Here is a 17253-nt window from a genome sequence, read left to right as displayed (position 1 = left end):
GTGGCGACCGACCAGCCTGCCGGAGTGCAACGCGGTGCTCAACCGCTACCGCGACCGGCCGCCGTTCTAGGGGGCCGCGTGGTGATCTATGACGCCAAACAGGCGCTGTTTGCGTTGCTGCGCAGCCGGTTCGGCTCTCGCGCACAGGTCACCTGGGCCGACCCGGGCAGAGACGCTCGCCGCGTCTCGGTGTGGTTCGGCGAGACCGTCGAACCCACGATCGAGCCCACGGCCATGGTCGCCGGTCGGCGCAAGCCGAGCAGGCTCACGGCCGAGTTAACCGTCCGGGCGGTAGCCGTGGTGCCCGGTGACCCGCAACGCGCAGAGCGCGCGGTGTACGGCCTGCGCGCCGAGATCGACGCCGTGGTGCTGGATGGGTTCGACCCTGCCACGGTGCCGGGTCTGATCGACCTGCGCCCGGTCCGGGCCACGGTCACCAACGGCGAGACCACCGCGGGCTCGGCCGCGCAGATCGACTACGTGGTGCGCGTTCGCGCACACCTGATGTCCTAGGGGGCGATCACGCTGGCACTGGATGCCGCGATTTCCATTGGTACAGAGCCACAGTTCGGCCAGTCCGCGACCACCACCGTGGGATACGAAGGACAGGCCGACTCATGGAAGACCACCCGGGAGTTTGTGGAAGCCAAGGGTTTCCGGTCCGGTCTACAGACGGTCCGCGCCGACCGGCGGCGCATTGTCGACATGGGCGGGGAGGGTGAGATTGAGTGCGCGGTGCTCGACTCCGGTGCGGGGATGCTGCTGGCCGCGGCCTTCGACGCCACCACGGTCACGCCCGGTGCCGACGGGGCACCGGCCACCATCCGGTGCCGAACCGCGCCGGTGCCGACCAACGCCAGCTTGACCGCGCAGATGATCCGGCCGTTCGCCGACGGCGGCAGGGTGGCCTACCGGCATCTCGGGTGTGCGGTCACTGAATGGGAGCTGACCCAAGAGGTTGAAGAAGCTCTCATTCTCAAGGCGTCCTTTGACTTCCGCACGGTGACGCACTCGGTCACCGAGTCGGAGTTTCTGCCGATCACCGATCCGCCTGCGGCAGTGGCCTACGACTGGACACGCGGCGCGGTCTACCTGACCCGCAACGGCACCGAAACCCTTGTGCCCGTGAAGCAGTGGTCTCTCAAGGGCCAGCGTGGTCTCAAGACCGACCGCCGGTCCGTGCAGGCGGATGCGTTGAAGCGCAGGCAGGTTCGCGCCGAGCTGCCGGAGTACGAGGGTGAGTTCGAGCTTGAGTTCGACCGTGCTGCGCTGCCGCTGTACGAGGCGTTCGTAGCCGGAGTCATTCTCGGTCTGCGCATCTCCTACACCGGCATCACGAAGTCCGGCAACGGCACTGCCGCCCGATTCGACATCTCGGTGCCAGCCATCCAGTTCACCGGCGAGAGCCCGAAAGCGGCACTGGACGACCTGACGGAGATGTCCTTGCCTTTCCGCGCTCTGGACCCGGGCACCGGCGACACGGTGACCGTGACCTATCTGGACCCGGCGGGCGCACTCGGCATGTCCACATCGGACAGTGAGTCGCGTCCGGCAGGCCGGAGCCGGGCCGCGTGAGCGGGGTTGGTGTGCACACCACAACATCGGAGGGCGGGCGGTGTGACGGGTGAGCCGTGGCGGGTCGCCGTTGAGGGACACCGCGAGCTACGCCGCAGTATCCGGCAACTGAAAGACAAGGCCGTCACTCAGGAACTGAAGGGAGCGCACAAGGACGCGGCGGACCTGGTGGTGCCGCCCGCACGGGTGGAGGCACCGGAGCGCTCGGGCAGCCTCGCGGCGTCGATCCGTCCGGCGTCCAACGTCAAGGGCGCGATCGTGCGGGCCGGTTCCGCACGTGTGGTGCCGTACGCCGGTCCCGTCCATTGGGGCTGGAAAGCGCGCAATATCCCGGAAAACTTGTTCCTGATCCGTGCCGCCGCGGCCCGCATCAAACAGGTCGCCGAGCTGTTCGAGGCGCGCATGCGCGCCCTGATTGATCGCTACATCGGCTCTTGAACACAGTGGGGGGTAACAACATGACCGGTTTGAACATCCGTCTGGATGATTTGACCGTGGGTGAGATCGACACGATCGAGGAAGTCACTGAGGCTCCGATCGACGCGGTAGGCCAGCCCGGTGCCCGCAAGGGCAAGTTTCTGTTGGCCGTCGCCCTGGTCGTCCTGCGGCGCACCAACCCCGCGGCCACGCTCGCCGACGCGGCCAGCGTCAAGCTCAACCTGGCGGGGACGCCGACGCCGGACCCTTCCGCCGGGGACGTGGCCGCGCCCGTCCCCACTCCGGCCGCGCCGCCCGCGCCGTCACCCATGCACGCCTGATCGGCCACTTCCGGGGCCTCACGCTCGCCGATGTCCGCGGGCTGCACCTGGATGAGTACCGCGCGCTCGTGGATGCCATGACGGCCGATCTCAAAGCCCGGCAGGGCAATCCGGGCGGCGAGCGGCGCGTTCCGGTCATGCGCTGAGAAAGGGGTGAGGCATGGCAAAACCCATCCAGGTCAGCATTCTGGGCGACGTCAACGACCTGATGCGCAGCCTCGGCACGGCCGAGGGTGGCATTGCGGGGTTCGTCGGCAAGCTCGGCGGAGCGGCAAGCTCGGCCGCGGTGAGCGCGGCGAAGTTCGCTGCCGCCGGGCTCGCCGCGGGCGGCATCGGAGCCAGCATCACAGAAAGCCTGGACCGGGCGAAGATCAGCGCGAAACTGGGCGCACAGCTTGGCGCGACGGCGGAGCAGGCCGCGGAGTACGGCAAGCTCGCCGGAACGATGTACGGCAAGGGATACGGCGAGAGCTTCGGCGGAGTCGCCAACGCCCTCAAGACCGTTTCGCAGGGCATGACCGGACTCGGCGTCACCAGCACGGCCGAACTGGAGAAGATCACCGGCAAGGCCCTGACCGTGGCCGAGACGTTCGACGTCGACATTGGTGGAGTGACCAACGCTGTCGCGCAGATGATGCGCAACGGACTGGCACCCAACGCCGATGCCGCCTTTGACGTGATCGTCCGTGGGATGCAGCTCGGCGCTAACAAAAGCGGTGATCTTCTGGACTCACTGGAGGAGTACCCGACTCAGTTCCGTGACCTTGGCTTGTCCGGTCAGCAGGCCATGGGCCTTATCTCACAAGGGCTTCAAGCTGGCGCTCGCAACGCCGACGTAGTGTCCGACGCCCTCAAGGAATTTGCGATCAGGTCCAAGGACGGTTCCAAGTCCACCGCCGAAGGCTTCAAAGCTCTGGGACTCTCGGCGGCACAGATGGCACGGACGTTCGCTGTGGGCGGCCCCAAGGCCGCAGAGGCATTGGACGTCGTGCTGGACCGGCTACGCGCCATCCCGGACCCGGTGAAGCGCAGCACCGCCGCTGTGCAGTTGTTCGGAACCAAGTCCGAGGACGTTCAGCAGGCCCTGTACAAGTTGGACCCGTCGACCGCGGTCAGCGCCCTGGGGCAGGTAGCCGGAGCGGCCGACCGCGCCGGGCAGGCCCTGCACGGCTCGGCGGCATCGAAGCTGGAAACCTTTATCCGCCAGTTGCAAAACGGGTTCGTCACCGCCATGGGGAGCTACGTCATCCCGGCGGTGGAGCGGCTGACCCAGCTCCTGACCACCTACCTCGGCCCAGCGCTGCGGGTGGCGGGCTCGGTGCTGACGGGGACCGTGATCCCTGCCCTGTCCGGGCTGGCAACCTGGCTCGGGGACAACCACGAGTGGCTGTCCATTGTGGCCGGTGCGATCACCGCGCTGTTCGTGCCTGCCATGGTGTCGATGGGGGTTGCGGCCACCGTTGCGCGCGCCAAACTCGTTGCCACGTGGGTGACCGCGCGGTACGAAGCCGTTGCCGCCGCGACGAAAACCGCGTGGGTCACCACCACGATCATTGCCAGGTTCGTTGCCATGGGTGCCGTCGCGGTGTTCGAAGGCGCGAAGGTTGCAGGAGCGTGGGCCATGGTGGCGGCACGCGCGGTGTGGGGTGCCGCAACGACGGCCGGTGCGTGGGCGCTGACGGCGGCCCGGGTTGTCGGCGCGTGGGCGCTGATGGCAGGGAGCGCCGTGATGCATGGCGCGTCGGTCGCCGGGGCCTGGGCGCTGACGGCGGCGCGGGCGGTCGGCTCTGCCGCGGTCATGGTTGGCAGCATGGCCGCAACGGCGGCATCGGTGGTGGCCGGATGGGTTGCCATGGGCGCGGCGGCCCTGGTTCGCGGCGCGCAGATGGCAGCGGGCTGGATTCTGGCCATGGGGCCGGTCGGCTGGATCACCGCGGCGGTGATCGGCCTGGTTGCGCTGATCGTGTCCAACTGGGACACCGTGAAGCAGTGGACCTCGGATGCTTGGAATGCGGTCTGGGGCACGATCAAGTGGGTCGGCCAGAAGATTGTCGACGGCGTGCAGTGGTGCATTGACGAAGTCCTGAGCGTATTCGACGGACTCACCGAGTTGGCTACGCAGGCGCTGCTGTGGTTCGGCCGGGTTCGCGAGGCTGCCTTGCTCAGGATGAACGCGCTCCTTGACTGGCTGTCCGGGCTTCCTGGACGGATTCTGTCCGGGCTCGGCGACATCGGAAACTTGCTGTGGGACTTGGGGCGCGATCTGCTTTCCGGGCTCTGGGAGGGCATCCAGGAGCGAGTGAGCTGGCTCAAGAACAAGATCTTCAACTTCTTCAGGGGCATCATGCCCGACTGGGTGCGGGACGCCCTGGGGATCGCCTCACCGTCGCGGGTGATGTTGGAGATCGGCCGATGGGTGCCGCTCGGGCTCGCGGCGGGGATCGACCAGACCAGCCGGGCCGCGCTGGATGCAGCGGGCGCGCTGGCGGCCGGGATCACCGACTCCATGACCATCACCGCGCCGCGGCCGGAGGTCGCACCGGCTCAGGTCGGCGCGCGTGCGCCAGCTGGCGGCCCGGAGGCATCGGCTGCCTGGTCGGGGTGGCCGTCGACGGCGGCCGGTGCCGCACCGCCTGCCCGCACCGACATCACGGTGCACGTGGCCACCGGCGCAGACCCGCATGAGATCGGGCGCGAGATCGCGTGGTCTCTGCGCACGCAGGGGAGGTGACCCACTGACCGCACCGACTGAGCCCGTGGCCCTGGCGACGGAGTGGACTGCGGAGTACTGCGGTCTGCGCGTCGGAGAGCCGGGCTCGCCGATGGCGTTCACCGAGTTGGGCGGGCTGCTGGACATGCCGCCGGTGCGCACCGCCGACCGGGCCGTGCTGGGCCGCCACGGCGAGATCACCGCGGCCGACTGGCTCGGCCCGCGCACCATCACCGCCACGGTGGAGATCACCGCGGCCGACCGCGCCGAGTTCGAGCAGGTGCTAAACCAGGTCGCCGACGCGCTCGTCCCCGGCGTGCTCGCGCCGCTGTCGCTGCGCCTGCCCGGGGTGGCCGGTGGCGGGCCACGGTTCGTACTGGCCAAGGTCCGCAAGCGGTCCGGCCCGCTGGACATCGCCTACACCCACTACCGGGCAGAGATCGCGGTCGAGTGGTACTGCCCGAACCCGTTCCTGTTGGACGTGGACCGGCAGTACGCCAGTGCGCGCCTGCCCTCCGGCCAGCCGGGCAGCGGCATCCGGTTCCCGCGGGCGTTCCCGGTGGCGTTCGGGTCCGCGCCGGACCCCGGGGTGCTGCGCCTGCACAACGCGGGCAACGGCGTGGCCTACCCGCGGCTGAGGGTGACCGGACCGGTGGCCATGCCGCGGATCGTCAACCTGGCCACCGGCGGCGAGCTGGCGTTGCGGTACGTGCTGCTGGCCGGGCAGTGGCTGGACATCGACACCGGGACGCGGGAGGTGCTGCTCAACGGAGCCGCCCCGCGGTGGGTCACACCGGGGCGTGACACCTGGTGGCCGGTCGCCGAGCCCGGCGTAACCGCGCTGGCGTTTCGGGGTGAGCGCCTGCCCGACGGCGGCGAGCCGGAGCTGACCGCGGAGTGGCGCTCCGCCTGGATCTGAACGAGGGGGACCTGTTGGCAGAACAGAAAATGCCGCTGCCTCCGCTGCTGCTCGACGGCGCGGAGTATCACGCTGACCCGATCCGTCGCGCGCTGTCCGCGCTGGCCGGTGACCGCCCCGGACGCGTCGCGCCCGCGGACCTGACGGCGACGCTGGGCAGCGACTACACGCTGACCGTCACCCCGGGTCGGGCGAGCGTGCCCGCACCGGCCGACGGCACCGGCGGGGTGTACCTGGTGGAGTCGGCCGGACCGGTCACGCTGGCGGTCACGCCGCCGCACGCCACCCGCGATCGCATCGACCGCTTGGTGGCCCGGGTCATGCCGGGGCAGGCGGGCACGCCGGGGGCGTGGTACCTCACGGTCCGGGAGGGCGAGCCTGCCGCGTCCCCGGTGCCGCCCGCGGCCGGTGCGGCGCTGGTGCTCTACGACCTGTGGGTGCACTCTGCGGCGTCCGGCCGCCCGATCGAGCTGGCGGACCTGCGCCTGTCCCACGGTCAGCAGCTTCTCGCCGGGGTCACGCTTGCGGGTGCTGAACGGCCCGCTACGGCCCCGGCAGGCACGGTGTGGACGTCGACCACCACAGGGCAGTCCTGGGCCACCACGGGGCAGTCCTGGCGGCTGCTCGGACCGGACGACGCCACCCTGGCCTCGCACGCGCTCTCCGGCTCGCGAGCGTGGGGACCCGGCATCAACGAAAGCCAAGTCGACAACCTCGTGTTCGCGCCGGGCCGCAACGGCGGGCTGATCGAGCTGGCCAGCGGCGGCACCCTGTACCTGTCTCGCCCGGGGCGGTGGGCGCTGACTGTGCAGGCGCACTCCGACGAAGGGACCGCCGGATCGTCGAAGATCTATCTCGACTGGCCGTCCGGCGCGTGGCTCACGCGGGACCTGGCCGACACCCGCTTGCGGGGCTCGGGGTTTGCAGGTGCCGGGATTCTGCACCAGTCGGTGAGCTGGACCGGGGTCGTCACCAACGACCAGAGCCTGAACCCGATCACCGTGCGGGGAGCGTTCACACCGTCGTCAGGCTTTGTCCGGCCGACCTACCAGGTGTGGCTGTACGCCGACTACCTCGGGAGGTGACAGGCACGTACCGGGTGCTGTTTCAAGACGTGCTCTCCGGCTACATCCACGGCGAGCTACCGACCGAAAAACTGAGCTACACCAACACGTTGAACGCCCCGGGGTCGGCGTCACTGACTATCCCGCTGGACCCCGGGGTGTCCACTGTGACCGAACAGACCATCGTTGCGGGGGCGGCCACGGCGGTCTATATCGAGCGCTCCGGCCGCATGGTGTGGTCCGGGCTGTACTGGGACGGCAATCCCGACTACGCCGCGGGCACCCTCACCATGCAGTGCGAAGGCTGGCTGTCGTACTACCGGCTTCGCGCCATCCTGACCACGTTGCAGTACAACCAGGTGGACCAGGCCGACATCGCGCGGAACCTGCTGCGCCACGCCGGAACCTACGGGCCAGGCTCGCTGCTGGGCATGATCCGCTACGGCACGGAGACCACCGGCGTGCGCCGGGATCGCGTGTACAAGGACAGCGAACGTAAGTCCGTCGGCGAGGCGGTCGAAGAACTGGGCGCGGTGCTCGGTGGGTTCGATCACGCGTTTGAGTCCACTTGGGACGGTGACGACATCGTGACCACGTTCCGGGTGCACTACCCGCGCACCGGCCGCCGCAGGGAGTACGCGCTCACCGAGGGCACCAACTGCGAGATCACCAGCGCGACCGTCGGCGGTAAGAGCGTGCGAACCTTCGCTGTGGCAACGGGTTCCGGCGACGGACCGGACCAGGTGTGGGCAAGCGCTGAGCGGTTCTCCACCGTGCATCCGCGGCTGGACCAGGTGGACAGCTACAGCGACGTCAAGGAGTACCACACCCTCAAGACCAAGGCCGATGCGCGGCTACGAGTCGGAGCCGCGCCGGTGGTGCTGCCGACGGTACGGCTACATCCCGGTGTCATCGGGCTGGACGCAATCAGCCTTGGCGACCAGGTGCCGGTGAGCGGTGGCGGAGGGCTGGTGCCGATCCGGGGTGACTGGCGTGTAACGGAAATCGCCGTCTCCGTCGAGTCGAACGGCGACGAGGCCACCGATCTCACGGTGGCACCGGTGGAGGTGTTCGAGGATGCCTAACCCGATCCTGCCGCCGAGCCTGGGCTCCGAGTTCGCCGGGGTGGACCGGCGGCTGTCGGCGTTGGAGCGCGGCGACCGCCAGCTCACCTACCGGCAGGCGCTCACGACCAATGACGCCAGCTACGCCCGGGAACGCAGAGGCACCGACGGCGGCTTCGGTGACATGTACTCCGCCGCGCTGGTCAACCCGCGGTATCCGGTGATGGTGGCGCGCTGGCTGGTCTACGTGATGCACCCGGCGCGCGCCCGCATCCAACTGCACGCGGGCATGTCCGGACACGAGCGCGTATCCCGGGTGTGGGACCTCGCGCCGCCGTCCACCAGCACCGGGTTCCATATCTATGTGATGACCGTGGCGTGGCTGCACGGCATGCCGGTGGAGCAGTGGAGCGAGACCACGGAGCAGACGCGACTCAGGCAGGGCAACATCCAGTTCCGTTGCCAGGTAACACACGACGCCGTTGCCTACCCGCGCGAGGACCTGACCGCGGGCGGGGTGTTCACCGGTGAGCAGGCCAACCGCCTGCTCGATTGGTTCGACCCCAAAAGCAACCTGTACCCGGTCTTCTTCAGGGAGCCGGAGTACGTGTTTCTGGCTCCCCGCAATGCTTTTCCCATGGCCTCGCCGGAGGGAACGGAGATCGACCCGGGTGCTGTCGCGGCGTTCCTGGCGGACTCGGCCGACGGGCCGGAGCGCTCGCTGTGGCCGAACGAACCCGGCGTGTGGCCCCTGCCGCCGCGCGATTTCGGCTACCAGACAAGGGGTTCTAGTGAGTGATGCCATCTTGGTCGCGCTGATCGCGCTGGCCGGTACGACCGTGGCCGCGGTTCCGGCCTACCTCAGTGCGCGCCGGTCGCGCCGCATGGTCTCAGAACAGGGGACGGCGATCACGGGCGCGGTCACCAGCCTGGAAAGTGCGCTTGCGCCGCTGAGTGCGCGTCTGGACGGGATCTCGACCCGGCTGGACGCCGTGGCCGAGGACGTGACGGGTCTGCGGATTTCCGTTGCGGTGCATGACGATCGGTGGTCCCGAGACCGGCGACCGGTCGAAGTACGACACGAGGGGGAACGCTGACCTATTCGTTGACGTGGCTGGCGGATGTGCTCCGCGCGGCCGGACTGCGTGTGCACGAGGTGCCCGGCTGGCGCACCCGCGGACACGGCACCATGCGCGCCGTCCGCGGCGTACTGGTCCACCACACCGGAACCGAGGCAGGCGGTGTCTACCCGTCGCTCGGTGTTGTCCGGGATGGACGGACCGGCCTGCCGGGGCCGCTGGCACAGCTCGGACTCGGCCGCGACGGAACCTGGTACGTCATCGCCGCCGGACTGGCCTACCACGCCGGGAAGGGCGTTGCCGCGAACATCCCGACCGACGCGGGAAACGACTATCTCATTGGCGTGGAAGCAGAATCGACCGGGCGCGGGGACTGGACCGCGCAGCAGCGAGAGAGCTACCCGCGTGGTGTGGCCGCGATCCTGCGGCATGTGGGGCTGGGTGCCGACCGGTGCATTGCGCACAAGGAATACGCGCGACCCGTTGGGCGGAAGCCAGATCCGCACGGGTGGCCGGGCGACATGAACGGATTCCGCGCGTCGGTGAACGCGTGGATCAAGGGAACTACACAGGGGGACGATTTGGCGAATGTGCCGCAGTGGCAGTGGGATCGGTTGCTTGACCGGGTTCTCAGCAACAGCAAGGGCGTAGCCGGACAGAACCATGACGGTGCGCAGTACGCGGAGCTGCGCAGGGAGGTCTACGACCGGCTGGCCCGTGTGGAGGGTGCCGTTGCCGAGATCGCGCGCAAGGTCGACGCCATCCAGGTCGGCGGGGTGAACGAGGCGGAGCTTGCCGCCCGGCTCGGTGAGGATCTGGCCCGCCGGATGGCGGCGTGATCCTGCCGAGTATCGGCTTGGTGGGGCCGCCAGGTGCAGGCAAAGACACCCTGGCGGCCCTGCTCGCCCCGCACGGGTACGTGCGCGTCGCGCTGGCGGACCCGCTCCGGGCGCTGGCGCTGGCGCTGGACCCGATCGTGACCGTGACCGGCGGCGAGCCCGTGCGCCTGTTCGACGTGCTCGCCCGCTACGGGTGGGAAGACGCCAAGCGCCGGGTCCCGGAGGTCCGGCGGACCCTGCAACGGCTAGGCACCGAGGTAGGGCGCGAGCTAGCCGGGCCGGACGTGTGGCTGAACCGGGCAGTGGCCCGCATCGCCGAGCTGCGCGCCGCCGGAACGCCCGCGGTGATCACTGACGTGCGGTTTGCCAACGAAGCGGAGTCGCTCCGGCGGCTCGGCGTGGTGCTGGTGCGGGTGCGCCGGGACGTCGGCCGGATCGACGCCGACGCCCACGAGTCCGAGCGGCAGTCCGCGGCGATCCCCACTGATGTGGAGATCGACAACCGGGGATCGCTGGCCGAGCTGGGCGGGCGAGCACGGGGACTGGTCGACCTGGTGCGGGCAGGGGCCAGCCTGTTCGGCGGGCACCGGCGGACCCCTGCCGGTACGGACGGTTCTGCTGGTCAGAGGCTTGCTGGCTGAGTACTGGGTTGTGGTGTGCACGCCAACGTGGGGGTTGTGGTGTGCACACCACCCCGTGCTACATTACGGACATAATGTCTGTAACTGTCGTAGGGGGCTGGGATGGCAAAGGTCGGATCGCGGATCATCAAGGCACTTGAGCAGGCTTGGCAGGACATCCAGGGGTACCACCCGGAACTGCCCGGCGTCGTCATCGTCACCGGCTCGGGGCTCGGCGGCCGAAAGATCAAATGGGGGCACTTCTGGGCCGGACGGTGGGAGACCCCGACCGATGCTGACCAGGCCACGCAGGCGGACCCCCTGCCCGAGTTGTTCGTCAGCGGCCAACTGCTGGATGAGGCAGCGCACAAGATCATGGAGACTCTGCTCCATGAGGCGGCGCATGCGGTGGCGCATGTGCGCAAGGTCGATGACACCAACGTCAACGGCCGCCACAACCGCAAGTTCGCCGCCATCGCTGCGGAGCTGGGCTGCGAGTGGCCCGAGGGCGTCAAGCCTCACCCCACGCAGGGGTACTCGGCGGTGGTCATCTCCGAGTCGGCCTGTGAGCGCTACGCCGCCACCATCGCCGCCCTGGAGGCTGCCCGCCTTGCCCGCCTGACAGACCTGCGTTTGCTCCGCGCCATCGGTCTTGGAGAGGGAGACGGCGAGTCCGGCGGCGAAGAGGGGGACGAAGGGCAGCGCCGGGGCCGGGGTAGCCGGGGCGGCAAGGGCGGAGGCAGACGGCCCAACGCGGTGTGCGGATGCCCTGATCCGGACGGCTTCCCGATCAGCCGGGCTCGCTTGCTACGGACCCCGATCATGTGCGGGAAGTGCGAACAGCGGTTCTACCACCCCGATGAGGATGAGACCGCCGAGAACGTGGCCTGACCGCCTGGCCGACGCCGCCGGAGCCCGCGGGGTTCCGGCGGCGTTCTGCTGCCCGGAGCGGTTAGGGTCGGCAGACCGACCGCCGACCAGGGAGCGTGCCGACGTGGTGCCCCGCAAGCCGCCCTCACGCGCCCGTGGCGCTGAGTTCATCGCCGCGACGGACCGGGCGAAGCAGTACCTCAACACGGCCACCAGGACCGACCTGGACGCGCTTGCTGTGGCGTTGCTGCGCCTGCGCGCCACGTTCACCCGGGAAGACGGCGAGCCGGACCTCACTGCGACCACCAAGGCGTGCAAGCTCGCCATTGGCGAAGTGCTGCACGCCGCCGGGATTGCCGGGAAGGACCACGCGGCGCAGGCGGTGCAAGCCCGCATCAGACGACGCGTGCAGGTTGCACTGCGGGACGAACTGCGCGCGCAGGCAGGCGGGGACGAAGGCCGGTTCGCCGAACTATGCGCGGTCTACCGCATCGCAGAACAGACGCCGGTTCAGGCGACCAACGCCAGGGTCACGCGCGCAGTCAAGGAGGCCAGAGCGGCAGAAGCTGCCATCCAGCAGGCAAATCCAGCCGCCACTCTCATCGCTCGCGCTGAGGCAGTGGCGGATAACCTCAGCCTTCTCGCCGACCAGCTCGACAGCCACGGCAAGCGAGCCGCCGGAGTGACCGAGGAACAACTCGCCGCGCTGACGACCACGCTGGGACGGATCGCGAAGACGGCGCAGAAGGCTCGCGACATCGCTGAAAACCTAAGCCCTGCAACGGAAATGATAGAATAGTGCTGGTGCCGCCCGGGGCGGCACATCCGGCGACGCGAGGGGACAGGGTATGGACCAGCGCGGCAGGTTCATTGCAGCACAACAGGATCAGCTCCGGCACCTGCGGGAGGCGACCGCGGACAGGCCCGCGCACGCGCGCTACCTGGCTGCGCTGGAACAGGTCTCGGCCGACCGGATCGACGACGTAGAGCCGGGGGCGGGCGTATCCGCGCGGATCGCGCAGGCGCTGCGAGACGACGTGGCCTGGTGCCGCATGGTGCCGCCCGCGCGGGGTGGCTTCACGTCGCCGTTCCCGGGCAGCTATGCCGCGCTGCGCCTGCGTGCGGCCCGCGCGGTGGCAGAACGTGCGCGGACGACGAAGGAGGCGGGGACGCTGAGTGGACTGCTCCGCCTGCGCGACTAACCTACCTCCACTTATGTGACCGCGGTCACACCTGGTTGCCGATCGGTCCGCCACGGGGGGTGTCGGTGGTGTCAGACACCAAAGACCACCGGAGGCCACATGACCGGACTCACCACCATCAAACGCGGCGGCTCGCGCTACTACGTCCACCCGGAGACCCGGGAGAAGTTCCCCGGCGTCACCTCCGTGATCGACCAGCTTCCCAAGCCCTTCTTGAAATTTTGGGCCGCGAAGGTCGTGGCGGAGTCCGCGGCCGACCGCATCGGCGCGGTCGTTCAGTTGCTTGTGGACGGTGACCGCACCGGCGCGGTCGACTACCTCAAGCGGTCCCCGCACCGGGTCACCTCCGATGCGGCGGACGTCGGTACCGAGGTACACGGCCTGTTCGAGCGCCGCGCCCGCGGCGAGACCGTCGGCCGCCAGCACCCGGACATGGGGCTGTATCTGGGGCATATCAACGATTTCCTGAACACCTGCCGCCCGCGGTTCCTCCACCTGGAGGACACTGTGTGGTGCGACACCCACCGCTATGCCGGGTCGTTCGACGCCATTGCCTGCATGGACGGCGAAACGGTGATGCTGGACGTCAAGACAAGCCGTAGCGGCGTGCACGATTCTGTTGCGCTGCAACTCGCCGCCTACGCCAACGCCGATCACATCATCACGCAGGCCGGTGACACGGTGCCGATTCCAGAGATCACCGCACACGCCGTGCTGCACCTGCGGCCGGAGGGCTGGCGGCTGGTGCCGGTCCGCGCCGACGATGAGGTTTTCGCGACGTTCTTGCACCTGCGTGCGGTGTTCGACTGGATGACCGAGACGTCCAAGAGCGTGCTCGGCACGCCCGTTCATGACACGACCGCCAGCACCGGCGCTGAGCGCCGCGCAGCCTAGAACGCAAGGGGGACAAGCACATGCCGACTTGGGACGTGACCTACACGACCACCGACAAGCCCGACGGATCTGCATTGCCGAAGGGCGCGACGGTGCAGCAGACATCCAACTACCCGCTGGTGTTGGACGCCACTGGCGTGCGGGTGGAACTGCACAGGGTGCCACCTCGACCGTCGGGGTTCAGGCCGCGAGAGGCCCTGCGCCTGGAGATGCAGGTGGGTGACAGGCGACTGACCTGGTTCCCGCGGCTGGATGAGGCGCAGACCCTGGCATCGGAACTGAGTGCTCTGGTGCAGGAACAGAACCGGGCGATCCTGCGCAGCCGTGTCTCTGGGCTCTGACGACCGGATGCACCGGCTCTCATGGGGGTGAGAGCCGGTGCACCGCAACACAACTCTAGGGGGAGATCGTTTGTCGCTGCGGATCTTTGAGACCGATCCGGATGCAAAGCCCAAGCCGCGCAACACGTTTATCGACGACGTGGTGGGTCGCTTCCGCGGGGGGATGCTGGTCGGCCGTCGGCCGGTCGCGTTGTCGGAGTGGCGCGTGACCACCGATGACCCGGACGTGGCCGACCGGATCGCCGAGTTGTTCGGTGGTACGGCGGAGGAGTGGGAGACCGACCGGGCCGACAACCGCCAGGTGATGACCGAGGTCCAGACGGTGCCGATCGTGATCGAGCAGGCCGATCACCTGCGGGCGCGGATGGTGCTGCTCGGCCTGCAAGGTCCTGTTCACCAGTGTGACGGCATGTACAGCCTGGCCGAGGATGACCGCGGCGAGCCGTGTGGTTGCCCGCGCTCGCTGACCGAGCGCAAGGAAAAGGCGAAGGCGGGCAAGGGGCCGCGCCCGGACATCAGCCTGAAGTTCCGGCTCGCCGCTGATCAGGATCTCGGCTACTTCCTGTTCAGCTCGGGCTCCTGGTCCCTGGTCAACGACCTGCCCGAGTTGGAGAGCCAGCTCACGCAGGCGGGCGGCCCGGTGCAGGCGGAGCTACGGATTGTGCACGTCGCTTACACCACCAAGTCCGGCCGGGATGTGGAGTACCACCGGCCGGAGATTGTGCTCAAGGGCGCGGCGGAGGCACCGATGGCGGCTGCTGCCTGATCGCGCCATGCCCGGGGGGATGGGGCCGGTGACTGTCTGGGGGAGACAGTCACCGGCCCCGATTTGTGTTGTGGGACAGGGGGACTGTGCACATAGACCAACTGCTGAACCGGCTCGGTGGTGACGGCGGCGTTGTGGCCGAGCCGGGCGGGGTGCTCCTACGGTGCCCCGCCCACACCGACGGCCGCCCAAGCCTGTACGTCTCGCTCACCGCAGACGGGCGCGCGCTGGTCTACTGCCGCGCCGGGTGCCCCACCGATGCCGTGTTGAGGGCAGCCGAGGTGGCCGCGGCCGAGCTGTTCAACGTGACCGGGGAGCCTACGTTGACCGGCGGCCCGGTCGCCGAGCTGGACGCCGCCGCGGTGGCCGCGCTCGGCGTCTACGTCCACGCCTGCACGCAGCGCTACCCGGACAGCCCGGCGGCCGAGTACGCCCAGCGGCGGTTCGGGCTCTCGGCCGATGCGGCTGCTCAGCTCGCGCTCGGGTTCGACGACGGCACGGTGTCGGTCGGGCAGGCGCGTGACTACCGGCCCGCCGGGTACCTGGCCCACCCGCGGCTGGTGGTCCCGTTCGCCGATGCCGATGGCGTGCCCCGCGGGCTACAGGGCCGTGACATCGGCACAGGCTGTCCGGCCCGCTGGATGAACCTGGCCAGCCCGCACGGGCAGCAGTGGGACGCCTGCGCGGTGTTCCGCCTGGACGGCGCATTCACCACGGTGGTGGTGACCGAGGGACCCGGGGACGGGCTGACCGCGGCCGGTGCCGGATACACCGCCGTGGCGGTGCGGGGTGCCGGGGTTGCCCGCGCCGAGCGCGCCGCGCGCGAGATTGCCCGGGTGGCCGGACAGGGCGGTGACGTTGTGCTGTGCGGGGACAACGACCCTGCCGGGCTCGCGTTCGTCGCTGCGCTGGCCGCCGGGCTGACCGCGCTCGGGATCACTCCGCGCGTGCTGGCCGTCCCCGACGACGCTGACGACCTGACCGCGTGGCGGGCGCAGACCGGCGAGGGTTTCGCCCGCGAGCTGCACCGGGCGGTGGGCGCGGCGGCCCCGTGGTCGGCCGAGCCGACCAGGGTCACCGCGCCGTCCAAGCCCGCGGGCACCATGCAGGGCACCGACATTGAGAACGCACGGCTGGCACTGACCATCGTCGGCCCGGACACGTCCTATGTGGATGGCGTCGGTTTCCTGAGCTGGAACGGCAAAGTGTGGCTGCCGATGAGCAGCACCCGCGAACGGGCCATTGGTCACCGGGTCGCCGACGCCATGCGCCGCCAGTTGGAGGAGATGCCCCGCGGTGACGCCGATGGGTCGCGGGAACAGCAGCGGCAAGCCGAGGAGTACGCCCACGCGGTCCGGCGCACCCGGCGGATGCACATGGACGCGGGGATCCGCGCGTGCCTGGATCACCTGCGCACGATCACCGCGGCCGAGGTCAGTGAGTTCGACCAGGCGGAGAATCTGTTGTCGTTCAACAACGGCACGGTCGATCTCCAGTCGGGCACGCTGCGCGAGCACCGGCGAGAGGACCGGCTCACCCGCCGCGTCCACCTGGACTACGACCCGGACGCCGAGTGTCCACGGTGGACACGGTTCCTGGCCGAGGTGTTCGAGCATGATCCGGACCTGCCGGACTACCTGCGCCGCTTGATCGGCTACGGCATCACCGGCTCCACCCGAGAGCACGTGTTCGCGGTGCTGTATGGCAGTGGTGCCAACGGAAAATCGGTGTTCGTCAACACCCTGGCCCGGGTGTTCGCCGGGATCACCGGGCACCTGTCGCAGGCCGCGATCGGCTACACCCGCTCGTTCGACCCGTCCGCGCCGAACCCGGCGCTCGCGGCGCTACGCGGGGTGCGGCTAGCCATGCTGTCCGAGCTGTCGGACGGCCTGCGGCTCAACGAAGCGCTGTTGAAGCAGGTGACGGCGGGCGATCCGGTGGTGGCGCGCGAGCTGTACCGGGGGCAGTTCGTGTTCACGCCGACGGCGCTGTTGTTGTTGGCCACCAACTACAAGCCCGATGTGCGTGGGCAGGATGATGGGTTCTGGCGGCGCACCAGGCTGATCCCGTTCCGGCGCGAGTTCGCTGGGCCGCAACGTGATCCTGGGTTGCTGGGTCGGCTGCTGGATGAGACACCGGGTATCGCGGCGTGGGCGGTGCGCGGGGCGGTGGAGTGGTACCGCGACGGGCTCGGCGAGCCGGAGTCCGTGCGGGCCGCGGTCGCGGAGTACCGGCGTGCCTCCGATCAGTTGGATGGGTACCTGCCCGGCGTGCTAGTGCGCGACCCGGACGGCGAGATTCCACTAGATGAAGCGTATTCGTCCTATGTGGACTGGGTGGACGTCGAACAGGGAGGCGGTCAGCGGCCCTGGGGGAAGATCACGTTTCGGCGGGCGATGGAGTCGCGCAAGGTCGGCACCACCCGCCGCGCCCGCGGAGTGATCCTGCGCGGAGTGCGCCGCGCCCGCACAGACGAAATGGCGTAGCAGCACCGAATGTGGCCGGACCGGGGCAACCGGGTCCGGCCCGTTCGCGCTGTCCGGGGGAAGGGG

19 protein-coding genes are annotated in these 17253 nt (G+C 69.3%); all 19 read left to right on the top strand.

The annotated features are described in order from the left end of the window. Window positions 1–78: 78 nt before the first annotated feature. Window positions 79–513, top strand: a complete 435-nt coding sequence (locus ACWDY5_RS37320) for a hypothetical protein (protein WP_449726848.1) — start codon at window positions 79–81, stop codon at window positions 511–513. A 6-nt stretch (window positions 514–519) separates the two neighbouring features. Beyond that, window positions 520–1575: a phage tail tube protein gene (locus ACWDY5_RS37315; RefSeq protein WP_449726861.1), complete on the top strand. Its 1056-nt coding sequence runs from the start codon at window positions 520–522 to the stop codon at window positions 1573–1575. 42 nt (window positions 1576–1617) lie between these two features. Beyond that, window positions 1618–2013, top strand: coding sequence for a hypothetical protein (locus ACWDY5_RS37310; protein WP_449726847.1), 396 nt, complete (start codon window positions 1618–1620; stop codon window positions 2011–2013). A gap of 20 nt (window positions 2014–2033) precedes the next feature. Further along, complete coding sequence (locus ACWDY5_RS37305; protein ID WP_449726846.1) at window positions 2034–2333, top strand: hypothetical protein; 300 nt, start codon at window positions 2034–2036, stop codon at window positions 2331–2333. 160 nt (window positions 2334–2493) lie between these two features. Further along, entirely contained in the window at window positions 2494–5064 is a 2571-nt protein-coding gene (locus tag ACWDY5_RS37300; protein ID WP_449726845.1) for a phage tail tape measure protein, read from the top strand. 25 nt (window positions 5065–5089) lie between these two features. Beyond that, window positions 5090–5962 (top strand): hypothetical protein, encoded by an 873-nt coding sequence (locus ACWDY5_RS37295; protein WP_449726844.1) that lies wholly within the window; start codon window positions 5090–5092, stop codon window positions 5960–5962. Continuing rightward, on the top strand, window positions 5941–7047 hold the full coding sequence (locus ACWDY5_RS37290; RefSeq protein ID WP_449726843.1) for a hypothetical protein: 1107 nt from the start codon (window positions 5941–5943) through the stop codon (window positions 7045–7047). The genes ACWDY5_RS37295 and ACWDY5_RS37290 overlap by 22 nt, the downstream gene beginning before the upstream one ends. Further along, window positions 7044–8111 carry a hypothetical protein gene (locus ACWDY5_RS37285; protein WP_449726842.1) on the top strand — a complete coding sequence of 356 codons (1068 nt, stop codon included), beginning with the start codon at window positions 7044–7046 and terminating at the stop codon, window positions 8109–8111. Before ACWDY5_RS37290 ends, ACWDY5_RS37285 begins: the two co-directional genes overlap by 4 nt. Next, complete coding sequence (locus tag ACWDY5_RS37280; RefSeq protein WP_449726841.1) at window positions 8104–8889, top strand: hypothetical protein; 786 nt, start codon at window positions 8104–8106, stop codon at window positions 8887–8889. The genes ACWDY5_RS37285 and ACWDY5_RS37280 overlap by 8 nt, the downstream gene beginning before the upstream one ends. Further along, the gene (locus ACWDY5_RS37275; protein ID WP_449726840.1) at window positions 8882–9187 is read left to right on the top strand and encodes a hypothetical protein; all 306 of its coding nucleotides are present in this window, start codon (window positions 8882–8884) and stop codon (window positions 9185–9187) included. Before ACWDY5_RS37280 ends, ACWDY5_RS37275 begins: the two co-directional genes overlap by 8 nt. A 50-nt stretch (window positions 9188–9237) precedes the next feature. Then, window positions 9238–10008: a peptidoglycan recognition protein family protein gene (locus ACWDY5_RS37270; RefSeq protein WP_449726839.1), complete on the top strand. Its 771-nt coding sequence runs from the start codon at window positions 9238–9240 to the stop codon at window positions 10006–10008. Further along, window positions 10005–10649: a deoxynucleotide monophosphate kinase family protein gene (locus ACWDY5_RS37265; RefSeq protein ID WP_449726838.1), complete on the top strand. Its 645-nt coding sequence runs from the start codon at window positions 10005–10007 to the stop codon at window positions 10647–10649. The genes ACWDY5_RS37270 and ACWDY5_RS37265 overlap by 4 nt, the downstream gene beginning before the upstream one ends. Before the next feature lie 102 nt (window positions 10650–10751). Continuing rightward, on the top strand, window positions 10752–11519 hold the full coding sequence (locus ACWDY5_RS37260; protein ID WP_449726837.1) for a SprT-like domain-containing protein: 768 nt from the start codon (window positions 10752–10754) through the stop codon (window positions 11517–11519). 103 nt (window positions 11520–11622) lie between these two features. After that, window positions 11623–12297, top strand: a complete 675-nt coding sequence (locus ACWDY5_RS37255; RefSeq protein ID WP_449726836.1) for a hypothetical protein — start codon at window positions 11623–11625, stop codon at window positions 12295–12297. Window positions 12298–12346: 49 nt separating this feature from the next. Further along, on the top strand, window positions 12347–12700 hold the full coding sequence (locus tag ACWDY5_RS37250; protein WP_449726835.1) for a hypothetical protein: 354 nt from the start codon (window positions 12347–12349) through the stop codon (window positions 12698–12700). A 99-nt stretch (window positions 12701–12799) separates the two neighbouring features. After that, window positions 12800–13594, top strand: coding sequence for a hypothetical protein (locus ACWDY5_RS37245; protein ID WP_449726834.1), 795 nt, complete (start codon window positions 12800–12802; stop codon window positions 13592–13594). A gap of 35 nt (window positions 13595–13629) precedes the next feature. Continuing rightward, on the top strand, window positions 13630–13935 hold the full coding sequence (locus ACWDY5_RS37240; protein WP_449726833.1) for a hypothetical protein: 306 nt from the start codon (window positions 13630–13632) through the stop codon (window positions 13933–13935). Window positions 13936–14005: 70 nt separating this feature from the next. Then, window positions 14006–14701 (top strand): recombination directionality factor, encoded by a 696-nt coding sequence (locus tag ACWDY5_RS37235; RefSeq protein WP_449726832.1) that lies wholly within the window; start codon window positions 14006–14008, stop codon window positions 14699–14701. A 266-nt stretch (window positions 14702–14967) separates the two neighbouring features. Next, on the top strand, window positions 14968–17187 hold the full coding sequence (locus ACWDY5_RS37230) for a phage/plasmid primase, P4 family (protein ID WP_449726831.1): 2220 nt from the start codon (window positions 14968–14970) through the stop codon (window positions 17185–17187). Window positions 17188–17253 lie beyond the last annotated feature (66 nt).

The organism is Crossiella sp. NPDC003009 (assembly GCF_053591555.1).
Note: the sequence above shows the minus strand (reverse complement) of the source record. Positions and strands in the feature narration are given on the sequence as shown.

Excerpts from the sequence above, each read along its gene's own strand:
- ACWDY5_RS37305 (WP_449726846.1), top strand. The coding sequence starts at position 2,034 with ATGACCGGTTTGAACATCCGTCTGGATGATTTGACCGTGGGTGAGATC.
- ACWDY5_RS37300 (WP_449726845.1), top strand. The coding sequence starts at position 2,494 with ATGGCAAAACCCATCCAGGTCAGCATTCTGGGCGACGTCAACGACCTG.
- ACWDY5_RS37280 (WP_449726841.1), top strand. The coding sequence starts at position 8,104 with ATGCCTAACCCGATCCTGCCGCCGAGCCTGGGCTCCGAGTTCGCCGGG.
- ACWDY5_RS37260 (WP_449726837.1), top strand. The coding sequence starts at position 10,752 with ATGGCAAAGGTCGGATCGCGGATCATCAAGGCACTTGAGCAGGCTTGG.
- ACWDY5_RS37250 (WP_449726835.1), top strand. The coding sequence starts at position 12,347 with ATGGACCAGCGCGGCAGGTTCATTGCAGCACAACAGGATCAGCTCCGG.
- ACWDY5_RS37245 (WP_449726834.1), top strand. The coding sequence starts at position 12,800 with ATGACCGGACTCACCACCATCAAACGCGGCGGCTCGCGCTACTACGTC.